The sequence below is a fragment of the Microcoleus sp. EPA2 genome, from assembly GCA_020882975.1.
In the GTDB taxonomy this organism is placed as follows: Bacteria; Cyanobacteriota; Cyanobacteriia; order Cyanobacteriales; family Microcoleaceae; genus Microcoleus.
This window is the reverse complement of sequence record JAHRFD010000004.1, coordinates 39,317-57,171: the sequence shown is the minus strand read 5'-3', so window position 1 is coordinate 57,171 and position 17,855 is coordinate 39,317. Positions and strand designations below refer to the sequence as shown.

The 17,855-nt window shown below is 42.7% G+C and carries 9 protein-coding genes and 1 pseudogene; 6 read left to right on the top strand and 4 right to left on the bottom strand.

The genetic code is table 11. From position 1 onward, the window contains the following. Window positions 1-32: 32 nt before the first annotated feature. A pseudogene (locus AAFP14_RS05990) lies at window positions 33-1,682 on the top strand (glycoside hydrolase family 38 N-terminal domain-containing protein); the annotation flags it as partial. 39 nt (window positions 1,683-1,721) lie between these two features. After that, window positions 1,722-4,469 carry an alpha-mannosidase gene (locus AAFP14_RS05985; protein WP_341731550.1) on the top strand — a complete coding sequence of 916 codons (2,748 nt, stop codon included), beginning with the start codon at window positions 1,722-1,724 and terminating at the stop codon, window positions 4,467-4,469. Window positions 4,470-4,684: 215 nt separating this feature from the next. Here AAFP14_RS05985 and AAFP14_RS05980 read toward each other — a convergent pair whose 3' ends face one another. Then, window positions 4,685-4,921 (bottom strand): hypothetical protein, encoded by a 237-nt coding sequence (locus AAFP14_RS05980; protein WP_341731384.1) that lies wholly within the window; start codon window positions 4,919-4,921, stop codon window positions 4,685-4,687. A gap of 189 nt (window positions 4,922-5,110) precedes the next feature. Here AAFP14_RS05980 and AAFP14_RS05975 point away from each other — a divergent pair, with 189 nt between their 5' ends. Then, window positions 5,111-9,061 (top strand): PAS domain S-box protein, encoded by a 3,951-nt coding sequence (locus AAFP14_RS05975; RefSeq protein ID WP_341731383.1) that lies wholly within the window; start codon window positions 5,111-5,113, stop codon window positions 9,059-9,061. 87 nt (window positions 9,062-9,148) lie between these two features. On the opposite strand, the gene AAFP14_RS05970 is transcribed toward AAFP14_RS05975, so the two are convergent. After that, window positions 9,149-12,403, bottom strand: a complete 3,255-nt coding sequence (locus AAFP14_RS05970; RefSeq protein ID WP_472851027.1) for a tetratricopeptide repeat protein — start codon at window positions 12,401-12,403, stop codon at window positions 9,149-9,151. A gap of 324 nt (window positions 12,404-12,727) precedes the next feature. Between AAFP14_RS05970 and rpiA the strand changes: the two genes are divergently transcribed. The 3 genes from rpiA to AAFP14_RS05955 all read left to right on the top strand — a co-directional run bounded on the left by rpiA (window position 12,728) and on the right by AAFP14_RS05955 (window position 15,702). Then, window positions 12,728-13,450, top strand: a complete 723-nt coding sequence (gene rpiA, locus AAFP14_RS05965) for a ribose-5-phosphate isomerase RpiA (RefSeq protein WP_341731381.1) — start codon at window positions 12,728-12,730, stop codon at window positions 13,448-13,450. A gap of 201 nt (window positions 13,451-13,651) precedes the next feature. Then, window positions 13,652-14,836: an aldo/keto reductase gene (locus tag AAFP14_RS05960; protein ID WP_472851026.1), complete on the top strand. Its 1,185-nt coding sequence runs from the start codon at window positions 13,652-13,654 to the stop codon at window positions 14,834-14,836. Window positions 14,837-14,946: 110 nt separating this feature from the next. Continuing rightward, a complete protein-coding gene (locus AAFP14_RS05955; RefSeq protein WP_341731380.1) occupies window positions 14,947-15,702 on the top strand; it encodes a superoxide dismutase in 756 nt (251 codons plus the stop codon). 276 nt (window positions 15,703-15,978) lie between these two features. Here AAFP14_RS05955 and rsmG read toward each other — a convergent pair whose 3' ends face one another. Both rsmG and AAFP14_RS05945 read right to left on the bottom strand, forming a co-directional pair. Beyond that, the gene (rsmG, locus tag AAFP14_RS05950) at window positions 15,979-16,698 is read right to left on the bottom strand and encodes a 16S rRNA (guanine(527)-N(7))-methyltransferase RsmG (RefSeq protein WP_341731379.1); all 720 of its coding nucleotides are present in this window, start codon (window positions 16,696-16,698) and stop codon (window positions 15,979-15,981) included. Window positions 16,699-17,047: 349 nt separating this feature from the next. Next, the gene (locus tag AAFP14_RS05945) at window positions 17,048-17,719 is read right to left on the bottom strand and encodes an ABC transporter ATP-binding protein (protein ID WP_341731378.1); all 672 of its coding nucleotides are present in this window, start codon (window positions 17,717-17,719) and stop codon (window positions 17,048-17,050) included. Between the last annotated feature and the right edge of the window lie 136 nt (window positions 17,720-17,855).

Below are 17,855 nucleotides of genomic sequence, written 5' to 3'. Positions count from 1 at the left end.
TGTTTCTGTCTAATTCTCAATCTTAGCGAAATATGAGTGCTTCTGTGTCATCTGCTAGCAATAATATTTCTGAAGTTGTCCAAAGGTTGCGTCGCCTCACCCTATGGGATGCACAGTCTGGCTGGAGGTACTACGACTCAGACTTGGCTGTTGTCCATGGGGTAAATATTTGTAACTGGCCTGTTGCCGAACTTAACCATAAAGGACATCTTGCTTGGCCCTCTGGTAAACAAGTTTTTTATTTGGGACAAAAATTTGTTGTTCCTGCAAGTTTGTCAGCCTATCCTGTGACGGGGTTGCGTTTGCTGTTGAGCTTGACTTGGTGGGCCGACAATGTTCAGATTTTTGTGAATGGGGAGTTAGTTGGAGTCGGAGATTTATTTGATTGTACGGTGCGACTTTTGTTAAGTCCCTCTGTCCTTCCGGGAGATGAATTTTTAGTAATTTTGCGTTTGGTGAGTCCCGGTCACGATTCGGGTGCTTTGGTGAAGTCAGTTTGTGTGTATGAAGCTGCTGATTCTGCTTGTTTTGACCCTGGTTTTGTGGCTGATGAATTGGAGATTTTGCAAAATTCCCTGTCTGGTAATTTCTTAAATTTAAATTTCCAATACTCCCCCACTAAAAATATAGTCGATGGGGGGTTGGTTGTCAAGGGGGAAATGCTAAAATCTCAAGTTGAATTGGCGGTTGGTTTGATTGATTGGTCTGTGGTGGGCGATCGACAAAAGTTCGATCGTTCGCTTTCTAGTTTACGGCAAAATTTACTGGGATTTTTGGCAGGTTTTCAGGATGGTTTAAAGGTTGAAACCGCAGAGGGCACAGAGGGCGCAGAGGGAGGTGGCAGAGAGAGGTTTTTTGGGAGGGGAGAAAGTGGTGGGAGTACATCTATATATATAGGAGAATGTAGGGAAAATTGTTCTATATATAAAGGTAAAATTTATTTAGTTGGTCATGCTCATTTGGACTTGGCTTGGTTATGGCCTGTTGCGGAAACTTGGGAAGCTGCACAACGGACTTTTGAGTCAGCGTTGAAATTACAATCGGAGTTTCCTGGTTTAATTTTCTGTCATTCAACTCCTGCACTTTATGCTTGGATAGAAGAGCATCGGCCTGATTTATTTGCAGAGATTACAAAACAGGTAGTTGCTGGACTTTGGGAAGTTGTTGGTGGGATGTGGGTGGAACCAGATTTAAACTTGATTTCGGCTGAATCCATGGTGAGACAAGTTGTTTATGGACAGCGTTACTCCCTGGAAAAGTTCGGGGAGTTAATGCGGGTAGTTTGGCTACCGGATACTTTTGGTTTTGGATGGCAATTACCTCAGATTTTGCGCGATGGTGGAGTTGATTATTTTGTGACGCAAAAGTTGCGTTGGAATGATACCACTGAGTTTCCCTATGGTGCATTTTGGTGGGAAGGTTTGGATGGTACTAAAATATTTAGCATGATGTCGGGTCCGATCGGTGAAAACATCGAATCTGTGAAAATGGCGAATCATCTTTTTGATTGGCAAATTAAAACGGGTTTGCAATCTGCTGTTTGGCTACCGGGAGTTGGCGACCACGGTGGCGGCCCGACTCGTGATATGTTGGAGGTTGCTAAACGCTGGGAATTGTCGCCTTTTTTTCCGAGGTTGGAGTTTGCGAAGGCTGTGGATTATTTGGCGTTGATTGAGAGTCAGTTTTCGCCGGAAGTTTCCCAGTCTCAAGCTGATGTTTCGATGCGAGACAATTCGGCTGTGGTTGAATCTGCTAATTTGAGTGAAATTTCCGAGTTTCCAGTCGCTGTTTCGATGGGGGAAAAGCCGCCAATTTTGAAACAGGGTGAAATTGGCAATTCGGCTGCGGTTGAATCTGCTAATTTGAGTGAAATTTCCGAGTTTCCAGTCGCTGTTTCGATGGGAGACAATTCGGCTGCGGCTGAATCTGCTAATTTGGGTGAAACTTCCCTGTCTCCAGTCGATGTTTCGATGGGGGAAAAGCCACCAATTTTGAAACAGGGTGAAATTGGCAATTCGGCTGCGGCTGAATCTGCTAATTTGGGTGAAATTTCCCAGTTTCCAGTCGCTGTTTCGATGGGAGACAATGCGGCAATTTTGAAACAGGGTGAAAGTGGCAATTCGGCTGTGGTTGAATCTGCTAATTTGGGTGAAATTTCCCAGTTTCCAGTCGCTGTTTCGATGGGAGACAATGCGGCAATTTTGAAACAGGGTGAAAGTGGCAATTCGGCTGTGGTTGAATCTGCTAATTTGGGTAAAACTTCCGAGTCTCAAGCTGATGTTTCGATGCGAGACAATTCGGCTGTGGCTGAATCTGCTAATTTGGGTAAAACTTCCGAGTTTCCAGTCGATGTTTCGATGGGAGACAATTCGGCTGCGGCTGAATCTGCTAATTTGAGTGAAATTTCCGAGTTTCCAGTCGCTGTTTCGATGGGGGAAAAGCCGCCAATTTTGAAACAGGGTGAAATTGGCAATTCGGCTGCGGCTGAATCTGCTAATTTGGGTGAAACTTCCCTGTCTCCAGTCGCTGTTTCGATGCGAGACAATTCGGCTGTGGTTGAATCTGCTAATTTGGGTGAAACTTCCCTGTCTCCAGTCGCTGTTTCGATGGGAGACAATTCGGCTGCGGCTAAATCTGCTAATTTGGGTGAAATTTCCCTGTCTCAAACTGATGTTTCGAGGCTTCCTCTTCTTCCCCTGTGGAAAGATGAACTTTACCTGGAATTCCACCGAGGTTGTTACACAACTCACGCGGAGCAAAAGCGTTACAATCGCCGCTGTGAGGAGTTGCTTTACCAAGCTGAGTTGCTGTCTTCCCTCGCCACGATTGGCGCGGGTGCGATTTATCCGAAGTCTGAATTAGAAATAGCCTGGAAAAAAGTTTTATTTAACCAGTTTCATGATATTTTGCCTGGTTCTTCGATCGCCCAAGTTTATACTGATGCTAATCTAGGATGGGCTGAGGTCGATCGCACTTGTCGTTCAATTGTGCTAACATCTTTGGATGCGATCGCCAGTCAAATTTCTCTGCCTTCTCCACCCCAACCTGATGCTCAACCGATTTTAATCTTTAACTCCCTCAATTGGTCGCGTTCGGAAGTTGTCTCTTTATCCCTTCCCGATTCCGCTGCTACCACTTGGGCGATTTATGACTTGTCAGGACAACGGCTGACTACGCAAATTCAACAGTGCGATCGACCACAACCACAATCTACACTGTTATTTTTGGCAAATAATCTCCCCTCAGTCGGCTACCGGGTGTTTTGGCTCTGTCCCGAAGCTGCTGAAACCCTTGAAAATTCGTCGCCCTTACCAGAAAACTACAATCAGACATGGTTAGGTGAGGTTACAACTAATATTGCACGAAACGAGGGTGTTTGTCAAGAAACTCCTTTTGTCCCTCCAATAATGCTGCTAGAAAATGAATTTATTCGAGTAAAAGTAGACAGCGAAACTGGAAATTTATCGAGTATTTGGGATAAACTAAATGATAGGGAAGTCTTGAATGGAGCTGGAGGGAATCAACTGCAATCATTTCAAGATAGCGGTCAATATTGGGACGCTTGGAACATCGATCCAAATTATGCAAAACATCCATTAGCAGCGCCGATACTGAAAGATGTTACCTGGATATCCCAGGGAGAAATACGGCAGAGTTTGCGTGTAGTCAGACAAATTGGTAAATCGGAATTTTACCAAGATTATATAGTAGAAATTGGTTCGCCAGTGCTGAAAATTAAAACAGTGGTAGATTGGCAAGAAAAGCAGGTTTTAGTAAAAGCAGCCTTTGGGTTAAATGTAGAAGCAGATTTGGCAACGTGCGAAATTCCCGGAGGTGCGATCGAGCGCACAACTAAACCGCAGACTGCGGCGGAAAAAGCCAAGTGGGAAGTGCCGATCTTACGGTGGACAGATATCAGTAATGATGATTTTGGAGTAAGCATACTGAATGATTGTAAATATGGTTGCGACCTTCAACCAAATCAAATTCGCCTCACATTACTCAGGAGTTCGACTTGGCCCGATGCACAAGCTGATATCGGCATTCATGAATTTACTTGTGGAGTTTATCCTCACCGCGGAAATTGGCAAGATGCTGGTACTGTACGACAGGGATATGAATTGAATTTGCCACTATTAGTCAAGGTATTTCCCAAGTTAGAGGAAAATCACCACCGCACTTTGCCGACTGTAGGTAAATTCCTGGATTTGTCAGCCGACAACTTAGTTTTGATGGCTTTCAAACAGTCGGAAGACCATGCTAACTTGTGGATTTTACGGTGTTATGAATCCCAGGGTAAAGAGGCTCGGTTAGAATTAGAGAGCGATTTGAGTTTGGCGATTAGTCAGTCAGTGAACTTGTTAGAACAACCGACAACTTTACCAGAGAAATCAGAGGATGGGAAAGGTTTCCAAATATCCCCTTGGAAAATTTCCAGTTTTTCGATCGCCTATGGTGACAACAAATAAGTTTAGTAGAGCCAAAAATAAGCAATCGCCAAAGTAACCAAGGTTAGTAGGAGTCCAAAGCTAAAATGTTCCTGAAAAGTCAAATTATTACCTGATTTTGTGGCTATTGTGGTGTTGTTTAGAAAAAATGTTGATAATATACCGCTACCAAAAGTAACAGCGAGTAAAATATTGAAAGGAGAACGAGTAAAGCGAGTCAAAAACTCTAATGCTAGTTAAAAAAAGCCGGATGCTCCCAAGGTAGAATTAATAATCATCATTCCGAGTAAAAAAACGATGGTACTTGGGTCGATCGCGTCCCAGGCGGTTTTGAGATTAACTATGCCTAAAGCCACCATAAAACCTGACCCAACAATAGCGATCGCAGCCCGGTTCATCCGTAAACCCGGTACATACCCTAACCCAAAACCCAGGTCGGTTAATCCCAACAATAGATATTTCAGTGTTATCATATATATTTAAAACCTTTGATGAGCGTAAACTAACACAGGGCTGGGATTGGGAATCGCAAACGTCCCCAGGGACAGAGTTGTAAATTTGTTACAGCTAAGCAGCTTTATTGTAAAAATAGGTTTGACTTTGTTTCATAAAAAAGTTGAACCAGAGTAAGTAAATTTAATTACAATTGAGTTAATTTAAAAGTGTTTGCTAACAATAATCATTCAATTAACCCAGAAACAAACAATTCTCATGTCATCTGCATGGGGAACGAACTCGGAACATCTAAAATTTCGTGCATTCGAGAAATTGAAGGCAATTGGTATCGTAATCTTTACGATAATTTCCCAGGCATTTACTTCGTTCTCGACGCTTTGGGAAGAGTATTTTCGCTCAATCAGTTCGGTGCATCTGTCCTGGGTTACAGAGCCCAGGAATTAGTTTCTCATTCAATTTTTAACATATTTGAAAGCCAAAATCCAGGTAAATTGCACGCAGAATTTGCCGAATTTGTACAACCAGAAGATAGTGGTTATAGCCAAAAAAGGAAGACTTGGGAATGCAGTTTGACTTGCAAAAATGGTAGAAAAATCTGGGTAAAAGCAACTGCATTAACTTTGCCAGAACCAGCCTGGGAAATAGTCAAAAATAGTAATAATTCCTTTGAAAATTTTCAACTGCCAAGCGTACTGCTGGTTTGCGAAGAAATTACATTACCAACATATCTAACACCAGAGGCAAAAGCTCAGGAAATTTGGCGAAATCAAACTCAGGCGATCGCCAAATTAGCCAAAAGTCAAGCTGCTGAAAAGAAAAATGTAGAAGAATTTATCCGAGAAATCACGGAAACGGCTGTGAATGTTGTAAAATGCGATCGAGCTAGCATTTGGCTGTACAGCGAAGACCGCACCCAACTTCACTGTATGGATCTTTACGAACAAAATACCAGACTCCATTTCGTACAAATAATTGTCACAGCAGCAGACTGTCCGGCTTATTTTCGAGCGTTGAAGTCCGAAAGTACGATCGCAGCCGTGGCTGCAACCAACGATCCCAGAACGCGAGAATTAGCGGGTCTTTATTTTTCCGATCGAGGTATTACTTCCCTATTAAACGTACCAATTATGTTGGCTGGTAAAATGGTAGGAATTGTCAATATTGAGCGTGGTGCTTGTGACAGTGAGTGGACGGAAGACGAACAGTATATCACCAAAATATTAGCAGATTTTGTCTCAACAAGTTTGTCAATCAGTGAAAGATCAAAAATTGAATTGACGCGACGGGAACAGCAGCAAAACTTGCTGAATGATTTTTACGAAAAACTAGAAGCACGAGTAGAAAAACGCACAGTAGAACTCACTAAAGCCAATCAAAAACTGACCGAAAAAATATTTAAAAAAGAACAAATAGAGGCAGAAATTCGACAGCAGCAGCAAGAACAGCAAATTATTCTGGATTCCATACCAGCCATGATTTGGTACAAAGATACCGAAAGCCATTTGCTGCGAATTAACAAAGTGGCAGCAGCATCTAGAGGTTTGCCTCCAGAGCAATTAGAAGGTAAATCATTTTATGAAATCTATCCCGACGAAGCAGAGCAATATTATTTAGAAGATTTACAAGTAATTAATTCCGGCGTTCCCCGATTAGGCAAAATTCACCAATTGCCCACTGTCTCCGGTCAAAAATGCTGGGTGCGCACTGACAAAATACCTTACCACGACAGTGCAGGTAAAGTAGCAGGTGTCATAGTTTTTTCAGTAGATATTACAGAGTTAAAGCAAGTAGAAATAAGACTGCGAGAATCGCGCGATCGACTGAAAGAAAGAGTAGAAAAACGCACGGGAATGTACAGGCAGGCTATGACTGCTTTGTACTCAGCCAATATGCAGCTTCAACAACTAATAAAAAATGAGAGTTTGCCGGAAAAAATTAACCGCAAAACCGCCACTGATTACCTGCTAGAATGTGAAGCTTATTTTGAAGCTGTTGCCATCGCAGACCGTGACACAATTTTGAATGTCAGCAAAAATTTTGCTGAGTTATTCGGTTACAAACCGCAGGAAATGGCGGGGATGAGTTTGTTGGAACTGCTGTCGCCACAATCTTATAAACAAGCACCACAAATGATTTCAGCAGCCAGCAATACAATCTGCGAAACTGTTTTTATCAAGCGAGACGGGACAACTTTTCCGGCTGATGTTCGCAGCAAGTTCGTATTATATGAAGGTCGATTACTTCAGGTTAAAGCCGTGCGAGACCTGACAGAAAGTAAATTACTAGAAGCAGAATTAGAGAGGTCGCGTTCTATTTTGCACGCGACTTTGGAAGCGACAGCAGATGGTATTTTGGCTGTCACTACAGCAGGAGAAATGATTAGTTTTAATGAAAACCTAGTCAAAATGTGGGGCATTAGCGAAGAAATTAAAAACTCAATGGATCGCAGGATGCGCTTGGCTTTTCTCACTCAACAAGTTAAAGACCCCAAAGCTTTTATCTGCCGAATTAAAGAAATTTATAACCATGCTGAAGCTGAAATCTGCGATATTCTAGAATTTAAGGATGGTCGCACTTTTGAACGCTATACTCAGCCTATTAGAGTAGGACACAATATTATTGGCAGGGTATGGCGCTTCCGTGATATTACCTCTCGCTCTAAGGTGACGGCAATGTTGGGAGATAGTCAAAGACGTTTTCGGGCAATTTTTGATTCTTCGTTCCAATTTGTCAGTCTCTTGAAACCGGATGGTACTTTGTTAGAGGCTAACCAAACTTCTCTAGATTTTGCAGGAATTAATCTGCGGGATGTGGCTAATCTTCCATTTTGGCAAGGACCTTGGTGGGGAGGGGTTCAGGAAATTCAAGAACAGTTAAAACAAGCAATTTCTCGCTCGGCACAAGGTGAATTAGTCCGCTATGAAGTTGAGTTTAAAGGTACAAATCGGACGGCAATTATAGATTTTTCCCTGAAACCAGTAACCGATGAAACTGGTCAAGTTGTATTGTTATTGCCGGAAGGTCGAGATATTACAGAAAGCAAGCAAGCTCAAGTTGCCCTGCGACAGCAGGTAGAACGGGAACGCCTAATTGCGCAGATTCAATCGCGCATCCGTTCTTCCCTAGACCTCCAAGATATCCTCAATACTACGGTAGCGGAAGTGCGGGAGTTTTTAGCAACAGATCGAGCGATCGTTTTCCGCTTTCGACCTGATTGGAATGGAGATGTGGTGGTGGAGTCGGTTGGGGAAGAATGGATACCACTTTTGGGGAGGGTTTTTGATGATTGTTGTTTTGCGCATTCTTATATCGGACAGTATTTGAAAGGCAGAATTCGAGCTGTTGAGGATATTCAAGCTGCGGGTTTGGATGAGTGTCACGTTAATTTTTTGAAGGAGTGTCAGGTGCAGGCGAATTTGGTGGTTCCTATCCTACAGCAGGGAATAGAACCAAGGGAGGGTAATGCTTCTTGTCATATACCGAAATTGTGGGGTTTGCTAATCGCCCACCACTGTTCGGGACCTCGTAAGTGGCAACAGTTTGATGTGGATTTACTGAGTCAGTTGGCTACTCAATTGGCGATCGCGATCGAACAATCTTTACTTTACCAGCAGTTAGCAGCAGCCAATCAAAGATTAGATGGCTTGGTGAATTTGGACAGTCTAACTCAACTAGGAAATCGTCGCCGCTTTGACGAAGTTTTGAACAGAGAATGGGAGCAATGTAGTAGTTCCCAGCCACTATCTTTGATTATGTGCGACATTGACTGTTTTAAACTTTACAACGACAATTACGGGCATCAAGCGGGGGATGCTTGTTTGCAACAAGTGGCACGGGCGATCGGAGATACTTGTGCAGAAATATCTCCAGAACAGCTTTATTTGCCTGCTAGATACGGTGGCGAAGAATTTGGGGTAATTTTGCCAAATACAGACCTGGTTAGGGCGCGGACAGTTGCTGAAGCAATCCGCAGCCGTGTTAAAGCTTTAGCTATTCCCCACATCAAGTCGGTTGTCAGCGATTGCGTGACTCTGAGCTTGGGAGTTGCTAGCATTTCCGAAGGTCAAAACTCACCTAAAATGCTGATAGAAGCGGCGGATAAAGCGCTTTATCAAGCTAAGTCTAGCGGGCGCGATCGAGTAGGGATTAATCAGTAGTTCATAAATGGTTTGTAGCAATAACTTTAGTCGTGGAATAGCTAACAGCTTGCCAAGCTAACTAAAGCGATTGCTACCAAGTATGAGTTATTTAGTTAACAGTTGTTGAAACACTTCATACATTTCCCTTGCTAACTTCTGAGGATTCCACAAAGGTGCAAGATGTTCGGGCTGTTTAGATTTAATCAAGTGTTCTTTCACCGCATTTCGGAAACTAGCATCTCGCCCAAACTTAACTCCCCACTGCGTGTATTCTTCCCAACTCCAAGCCGCGCCCACATCCAGATTTGCACTTTTGAGAAAAGCATAACCCATCCGCGAAAGATATTGGTCGCCGGATCTAGTTACCACTGGCAAATTCGCCCACAAAGCCTCCAAATTATGAGTACCACCATTATAAGGATAGGAATCTAAAAGCACGTCAGCCACATAATAAATGGCGCGGTGTTCTTCTTCCGTTTTGGTTTGCCCGACAAACTTAATCCGAGTAAAATCTACTCCTTGAATATCGCATTCTTCGCGGTAAGTGCTGTGAATTACTTCAGGATCGCCTTGACCTTTACGGATTAGCAAACTATCAGGAACTTCTTTGAGTATTTTAACTTGAGCGCGCACCATTTCAGGATTAGTTTTTCTCCCTGGCGCAACGCAGAGATAAGTCATTTGATCTACCCCGATACCGAGGGAAGTTCTAATCGCTTCTCGATTCACTGAAATGCTTTCTAATGCCCCAATTGCTACGGAACAACTAGGCAATCTCACTAACTGTTCTAAGTAATGTTTTTCAACACCCGCAGGGTGAGTGTGTTCGTCGCACAGAAAATAGTGATTGTCTGAGATATAAGGCGCATCAAATCCTAGCCAAGAAACACATAGGCTAGCGGGATACTGGTGTAACACTTCTACATTTGTTGGTACTGTCATCGAGTCTAAATCGATTAATACATCCAAATCGTCTTGCCGCACTTCGGCGAGAATTTCACCACCATCTGCAAAACCATTTGGATACTTTTTGGGCCAGTAAAATTTGCCTGCCATGTCTTCAAATCGCTGGGTTACTTCATCTTTGTTAAGTTTGCCGGTGACGTAGAGGTGAACGTGGGGAGTGATGCGGCTTAATTCCCGAATTAAAGCTTCGCTGCACCAGCCGACGGAGTGACGACGGAAGTGTTTTGAGAGGAAGCCGATTCTTAAAGGTTTTTGGTTGGTGTGGTAATTGACTGGTTTGATTCTGTCGATTGATTGCCGTGGAGGAAGGACTTTTTTGTAGTATTCATTGGCAACTAATCGGTAAAAGCTGGCATTTTTCTCGCGATTATCTCGCAGGTGAGAGACTGCAAATAAGAAGATTTCGTAGAGGAGTTTTAGTTCGATATTGGTAAAGGTTTCGATTTTTTCGTAGGAGAGTGCTTCGATTTCTTCTAATTTCTGAAGGGCTTGTTGGCTAACTCCTGATTGCAGATAGGAAAAAACGTAGGCTGTGGCTGACATAACTGGTACTTGTTCGCCACAGTGTTCGCAGTAGTTGTCAGCGACTCTGCGAGCTCCTGCTAGGTTGGTGGAATGGCTTAGTAAGTCGCACAATTGTTGGTGGGCTTCGCTGAATTTGGGGTTGAATTCGATCGCCTTTTCAAAATTGGCGATCGCCTCCAAGGGCTTATCCTGCTTTTGAATGTGTCCCATCCGACAGTAAACTTCTGCCCAATTTGGTTTGAATACCAGGGCTTCTTGATAGCTGGCTTGGGCTTCTTCCAGTTTGCCTAACATAGATAAAGCGTTGCCTAAATTGGCGTGAACATCTGCCCAGTCTGGCTTTATTTTGAGGGCATTTTGATAACTGGTAACTGCTAATTCGTACTTTCCTTGCTGCAAAAATGAATTGGCAAGGTTGGAGTGCAAAACTTCTAATTCCGGCTTTAATTCTACAGCTTTTTGATAATAAGTAATGGCTGCATCGAGATTGCCTTGTTGCGATCGCGCACTGCCGATGTTAGCATAGGCTTCTGCCCAATCTGGTTTAATGGCGATCGCCTTTAAATAGCTTTCAATAGCTTCATCGCGCTTGCCTTGAGTGAAAAGTCGGTTAGCTAAGTTAAAGTGGAAGTCTGCACCGACTAGCTGGGGATTAAGTTCGGATGTTCTCTGAAAACAGGCGATCGCGGCTTCGATGTTGCCATATTTGTGATATACTTTACCTAAATTCCAGTGAGCGCCCGCTAAATTTGGACTGAGGACAATGGCTGCTTCATAATGGGCGATCGCCTCTTCCAAGCGATCCATTTTGAAATACATACTGCCGATATTAGCGCGGACTTCAGCAAAATTTGGTCGCAATTCTAAGGCGTGAGAATAGGAGCGAATTGCTGCTTCAAGTTTGCCTATAGCTTGCAGAGCATTCCCTAAAGTGACGTAAGCGTGAATGTAATCTGGTCGAGTTTTGATGGCCAAATGACAAGCTGCGATCGCTTCGGTAACTTTGCCTTTTACCAAACAATCTTCTGCCAGATTTTTGTAATGTTCAACTTCTTTAAAACTAGCAACTTCGTCGTTATTTGGAACATTCAATTGAGAAACTTGTTCCGAAACTTCCGCTGGATTTGTGAAAGAACTATTTAAATTATCATTAGTTTCCGAGGGCGGTAAATTAATACTAGAAGGCTGTAAACCATAGCCTTCGTCCTTGTTGACAGTTACCCCTTGTTCTGGGTGGGATTCTGGTTCTAATTCCAGAAAATTGCTAGGGGTATTTTCCTGCTCTTTTTGTTTAAGTAAATCGGATAGTTTCTCTGCTGTGCTGGCATCTTCCGGTTGCATTTCCAGGACTTTTTGATAACAAGCAATGGCTGCATCTAACTTGCCTTGATAGTGGAGAACGCTACCAAGCATCAAACGTACTGAACACAAATCTGGATTAATAGCAATAGCTGTTTGGTAAGATTTTTCAGCTTCAGATAATTGTCCTAATTTGTAATACATACTGCCCAAATTAGCACTGGCTTCTGCAAATTCAGGCTGAATTTTCAAGGCTTGTAAATAAGCTTCAATTGCCATCTCCAGCTTGTTTTGACTATGTAAAGCATTGCCCATTGTCAAGTAAGCGGGAGCAAAACTAGGGTTAAATTTAACGGCGAGATGGCAGGAGTCGATCGCCTTTTCAAATTCCCCTTGCAAAGCATAAACTTCCGCCAAGGTTTTGTAAACTTCTGCATCTTCCCCATTGAACTCTAGAGATTTATGATAATGTGCGATCGCCTCATCAAGCCTACCTGTGTCTTTGAGCCGATTTGCCTTTTGGAAATAAGTTTGAGCTGCCTCTAAATTCACCAAAGATTCCGCAATCATTTGTTCTACCACTGTTACAGTTTTGATACTAATACTATTCAGCCATTTTACCCGCGATCGGGATTGCACCCACCAAGTACAGGATGGATAGGGCAATTATCCATCGATTTGTGAACTAGATTTTTTTTTATTAAACCACAGAGACCACAGAGGGCGCAGAGCAGAAATAGAGAAGAAATAGATAAGTTCCCAAATGATATAAAACTTATCGCTGAGAATTTGGTAGTTTCATCTCTTCCTGTTCCTCTCTGTGTTCTCTGCGCTCTCTGCGGTTCATTAAATCCATCAGTGCTATAATTTTAAAACTATTCAGGATTATTGAACATGACCACAGAACAAGACCCCGTAAAATTGATGAAACAGCAAGTAGGGTTTGCTGCCGCCGATCGCGTACAGTCAGGAATGATTGTGGGACTGGGCACGGGGTCAACTACAGCTTATACTATTCAGGCCTTGGGCGATCGCATAAAATCAGGTCAACTCCAAGATATCAAAGGAGTGCCAACATCTTTTCAATCAGAAGTGTTAGCCAAACAATACGGAGTCCCGCTGACAACCCTGGATGAAATTGACAGAATAGATGTGGCGATTGACGGTGCGGATGAAGTCGATCCGCAGCTAAACTTAATTAAAGGTGGTGGCGCAGCCCACACTCGTGAAAAAGTTGTCGATTGCCTCGCCGCTCAGTTTATTGTAGTAGTTGACAGTTCTAAAATGGTAGATAAATTGGGTTCGACTTTTCGAGTCCCCATCGAAGTGATACCAATGGCGATCGCCCCTGTCACCCGCGCCATTGAAAAACTGGGAGGAAAACCAGAACTTCGCATGGGAATCAGAAAAGCAGGGCCAGTAATTACCGACCAAGGTAACATGGTAATTGATGTCCAATTCGACAACCTAGACAACCCTGTCGAACTTGAAAAAACCTTAAATAACATTCCCGGCGTGTTGGAAAATGGCTTGTTTGTTAACTGCACAGATTTAGTTTTGGTTGGCGAAATTAAAGATGGCAAACCTGTAGTCCGCGAGATTTTCAAGCAATCATAACTTACCCACTGGTAATCAATCATCGACTTTTGGTAGAACAGGCAAAACGCCTGTTCTTTAAAATAGCATAATAGGTAATTTCCATTAATTTAAAATAGTCAAATTCTGATTTATTAAAATAAAAAATGATTTGAATCTGACGACTGCTTACTTATTCTTTCTTCCTTATTCCTTATTCCTTATTCCTTCTACCTTCTACTTATGATGCAATATCGCAGATTCGGACGCACAGAATTATCCATGCCAGTCTTTTCCTGCGGTGGCATGAGATATCATTACAAATGGCAAGACGTACCACTAAATGAAATTCCCTTTGACAATCAAGAAAATCTCGAAAAAACAATTCGCTACTCTGTAGAATGTGGCATCAATCACATAGAAACTGCTCGCGGTTACGGCACTTCTGAAATGCAATTAGGATTAATATTACCGAAGTTGCCCCGTGAAAAATTAATAGTTCAAACTAAAGTTACTGTCCAAGCTAACGCGCATAAATTCCGCGAAGAATTTGAGACTTCCTTAGCTTATTTACAACTAGAATACGTCGATTTACTATCCATACATGGCATTAATACCTGGGAATTACTAAAGGATTCTATAAGTCCGGGTGGCTGCATGGATGTGGCTAAAAAATTGCAAGCAGAGGGCAAAGTGCGGTTTATCGGTTTTTCAACTCACGGCCCGACGGATGTGATTGTCAAAACAATTGAAACCAATCAATTCGATTATGTTAACCTGCATTGGTACTACATTAATCAAATTAACTGGCCCGCCATTGAAGCTGCTAAACTTCACGACATGGGCGTTTTTATCATTAGTCCTTCCGATAAAGGCGGTCAACTTTACAACCCGCCCCAAAAATTGATCGACTTGTGCTATCCTCTGAGTCCGATGGTGTTTAACGACTTATTTTGTTTGTCCCATCCGCAAGTACATACTTTGAGTTTGGGTGCAGCCAAACCTGAAGATTTTAACGAACATCTCAAAGCTGTACAATTGTTAGATAAAGCCGATCGACTTTTGCCACCAATATTAGCAAGATTGGAAACCGCAGCAATTAATCAATTAGGAGAAGATTGGTTTAAAACTTGGCACGTCGGTTTACCAACCATAGAAAATACTCCGGGAAATATTAACATTTATGTGATTTTGTGGCTGTGGAATTTAGCCCAGGCTTATAATACTATAGAGTATTGCAAAATGCGCTACAATCTGCTGGGTAACGCCAGCCACTGGTTCCCTGGTCAAAAAGCCGATCGCCTCGATGAATTAGACTTGCGTCGCTGTCTCGCTCACAGTCCCCACGCTGCTAAAATTCCGGGTATTCTCAAAGCAGCAGATCGACTTTTTGGAGGTGAATCTGTTCAGCGCTTATCCAAAAAATAATATCAAAAAATAAGGCTATTTTTGGAGATTTCCTACTTATTGAAGAAGTCGGGAATTGGCGGATAGTGTAATATGGTTTAAACAGTTAATAATTCACTTAGGTACTGTATATGACTCTGAAACGCCGAAATTTCTTGTATTTACTAAGTGCCAGCGTCGGAGCTATTACCGCAGGTGGTTGCCAAGCGTCAGGAAATAATGTAGCGCAAGCAAGTCCAATTGCCGAAGCAACCAAGATAGCTCAAACTCCGGGGCCTTTTACACTGCCACCTCTGCCCTACGAATACAACGCCTTAGAACCGCACATCGATGGGCGGACAATGCAATTTCATCATGATAAACATCACGCAGCTTACGTTAAAAACCTCAACGATGCTGTTAGCAAGTATCCCCAACTCAAAAACATGAGCGTGGAAAATATGCTCAGGGATTTGACTAAAGTACCCGAAGATATTCGCACAGCAGTTCGTAACAATGGTGGCGGACACCTAAATCACAGTATGTTTTGGGAAATCATGAGTCCCAAAGGCGGCGGCGAGCCCACAGGTAGTTTAGCAACAGCAATTAAGCAAAGTTTCGGTACCGCTGACGATTTTAAAGCAAAATTTAACGACGCGGGAACTAAACGTTTTGGTAGCGGTTGGGTGTGGTTAGTCCGCACTAAAGCTGGCAAACTTGAGATTGCAACTACTCCGAATCAAGACTCTCCTTTAATGGATGGAAATTATCCAATTATGGGTAATGATGTTTGGGAACACGCTTATTATCTCAAATACCAAAACTTGCGCGCTGATTATCTCAAAGCTTGGTGGAATGTTGTGAATTGGACAGAGATTAGCAAACGTTACGAAAAGGCGATCGGTTAATATTGTTTTTAGTAATGACTAAAGTCCTGCTTCACTAACACAAACAAGATATAGCAATCCTTCCAGGAGTCGTAAAATTTTTTACCCCACCCCAACCCTCCCCTTATTAAGGGGAGGGAGTAAGAAATTCACAAATGATTTAGGATTGCTATAGCAATGCTTACAGGAGTCGTAAATCTTTTTACCCCACCCCAACCCTCCCCTTATTAAGGGGAGGGAGTAAGAAATTCACAAATGATTTAGGATTGCTATAGGACTGAATTCCTCACTACAAACTTATACAAGTTTCCGCAAATAAACGCAGTGTCGTACACTATGACTCACGGGAGTTGTGAATGCTTCGACTGACTCAACTGTGCCGCCTAAAGGTTCGATCGCACTTTGCAACTCTGTCTCTTCTTCCACCGTCCAATTACCTCGATAAAGCACAGCTAAACCGCCATTTTTCAGGAAAGGTACAGCATATTTACCACAAACAGAGGCTGCTCCCACTGCTCGCAAAAACGCCAGATTGTAAGCTGCTTTGTGAGGTGGTTGCCGCCAAATTTCATCGGATCTCCCCAGCAAAGTCGCAGCATTTTTTACCGCTAATGATGGTAAAACTGTTTCCAGAAAATCAATTTTTTTGCGGGTAGAATCAAGCAAAGTAACTGATAAATTGGGAAGTGCGATCGCCACAGGCAACCCTGGAAAACCTCCACCAGTCCCGATGTCAATGGCTTTGAGCAGCGACTGTGGGGGGAATTCGCGAATTTCCCCTAAATTATCATTGACTGGTAGCAGCCTCGCAATGCCCCGCAAGGAATCCCACAAATGTTTTTCCCAAAATTCGATCGGCTCAGTAATTCGAGTTAAATTTAAAGAGCGATTACCCTCAAGAATTAATTGGTAAAGTCGCTGAAAATGTTGCTGTTGTGAGTCATTCGGTACCCAATTCAGGGATTCCTGCCACAACTGATTCATTTCCGGTAGCACAGGCATTTTAATCTGATTCATCTTTTATCCCTACTTTTTCTTGACCTACTCTCAACTAATGACCGATGACTAATGACTAATGACTGATGACTGATGACTACTAACTAATGACTAATGACTAATGACTACTAACTAATGACTAATGACTACTAACTAATGACTACTAACTAATGACTAATGACTAATAACTACTAACTACTAACTACTAACTACTAACTACTAACTAATGACTACTAACTAATGACTACTAACTAATGACTACTAACTAATGACTACTAACTAATGACTAATGACTACTAACTAATGACTAATGACTACTAACTAATGACTACTAACTAATGACTACTAACTAATGACTAATGACTAATGACTAATGACTAACAAAGCTGGTTTCTTTAGCTTCTAATTTAGCCCGATCGACTTCCTGCAAATCCCCGCTTTCTAAAGTCCAAAATTTATCTGCAACACTCAATAAATCGCTAGCATCATGAGTAACAATCAACAATGTCCAGTGATTTTTTAACTTACTCAGCAAGCTTACCAACTGTCGGCGCATCGACCAATCCAAACCCGCCGTCGGTTCGTCTAAAAGCAGCAAATGCGGCTGACGAATTAGCTGTACCGCCAGCGCCACCCGTCGCTGTTGTCCTCCACTCAAAGCATGGGGAGAAGTGCTCAGTGGCAAATGTCCGAGTCCCACTTCACCCATGGCTTTGTTAATTTGTTCTTGTCCCAATTCTGGGTGTCCCAAGCGCAATTCTTCTAAAATTGTGCCTCCGCAAAAATGTCTTTCGGGAAATTGAAACACTAAACCTCCTAACTGTTGCAAGTGTTCGGGAGTTAATTCTTGTTCGCGCCAGCGGATGTCACCGCTAGTTTTTTCTGCTAAGCCTGCTAATATTTCTAAGAAGGTACTTTTGCCTGAACCGCTGCGGCCGACTATCAGCCCCATTTGCTGGGATGGCAGTTCTAAATTGATGTTTTTGAGAATAGGATTCGGACAGGCTGTAGGATGATAGACTAGATTTTTTAGATATAGCATGGGGAGAAGGAAGAAGATCGATGTGAAGAAGGAAGAAGGAAGAAGGAAGAGGGAAGAAAATATTTGTTCGCTCTTTAGTTAACTTCTTGGTTGTGCTATTAATAATTAAGGCTTTTTCTGGCTTGTGCCGATCGCC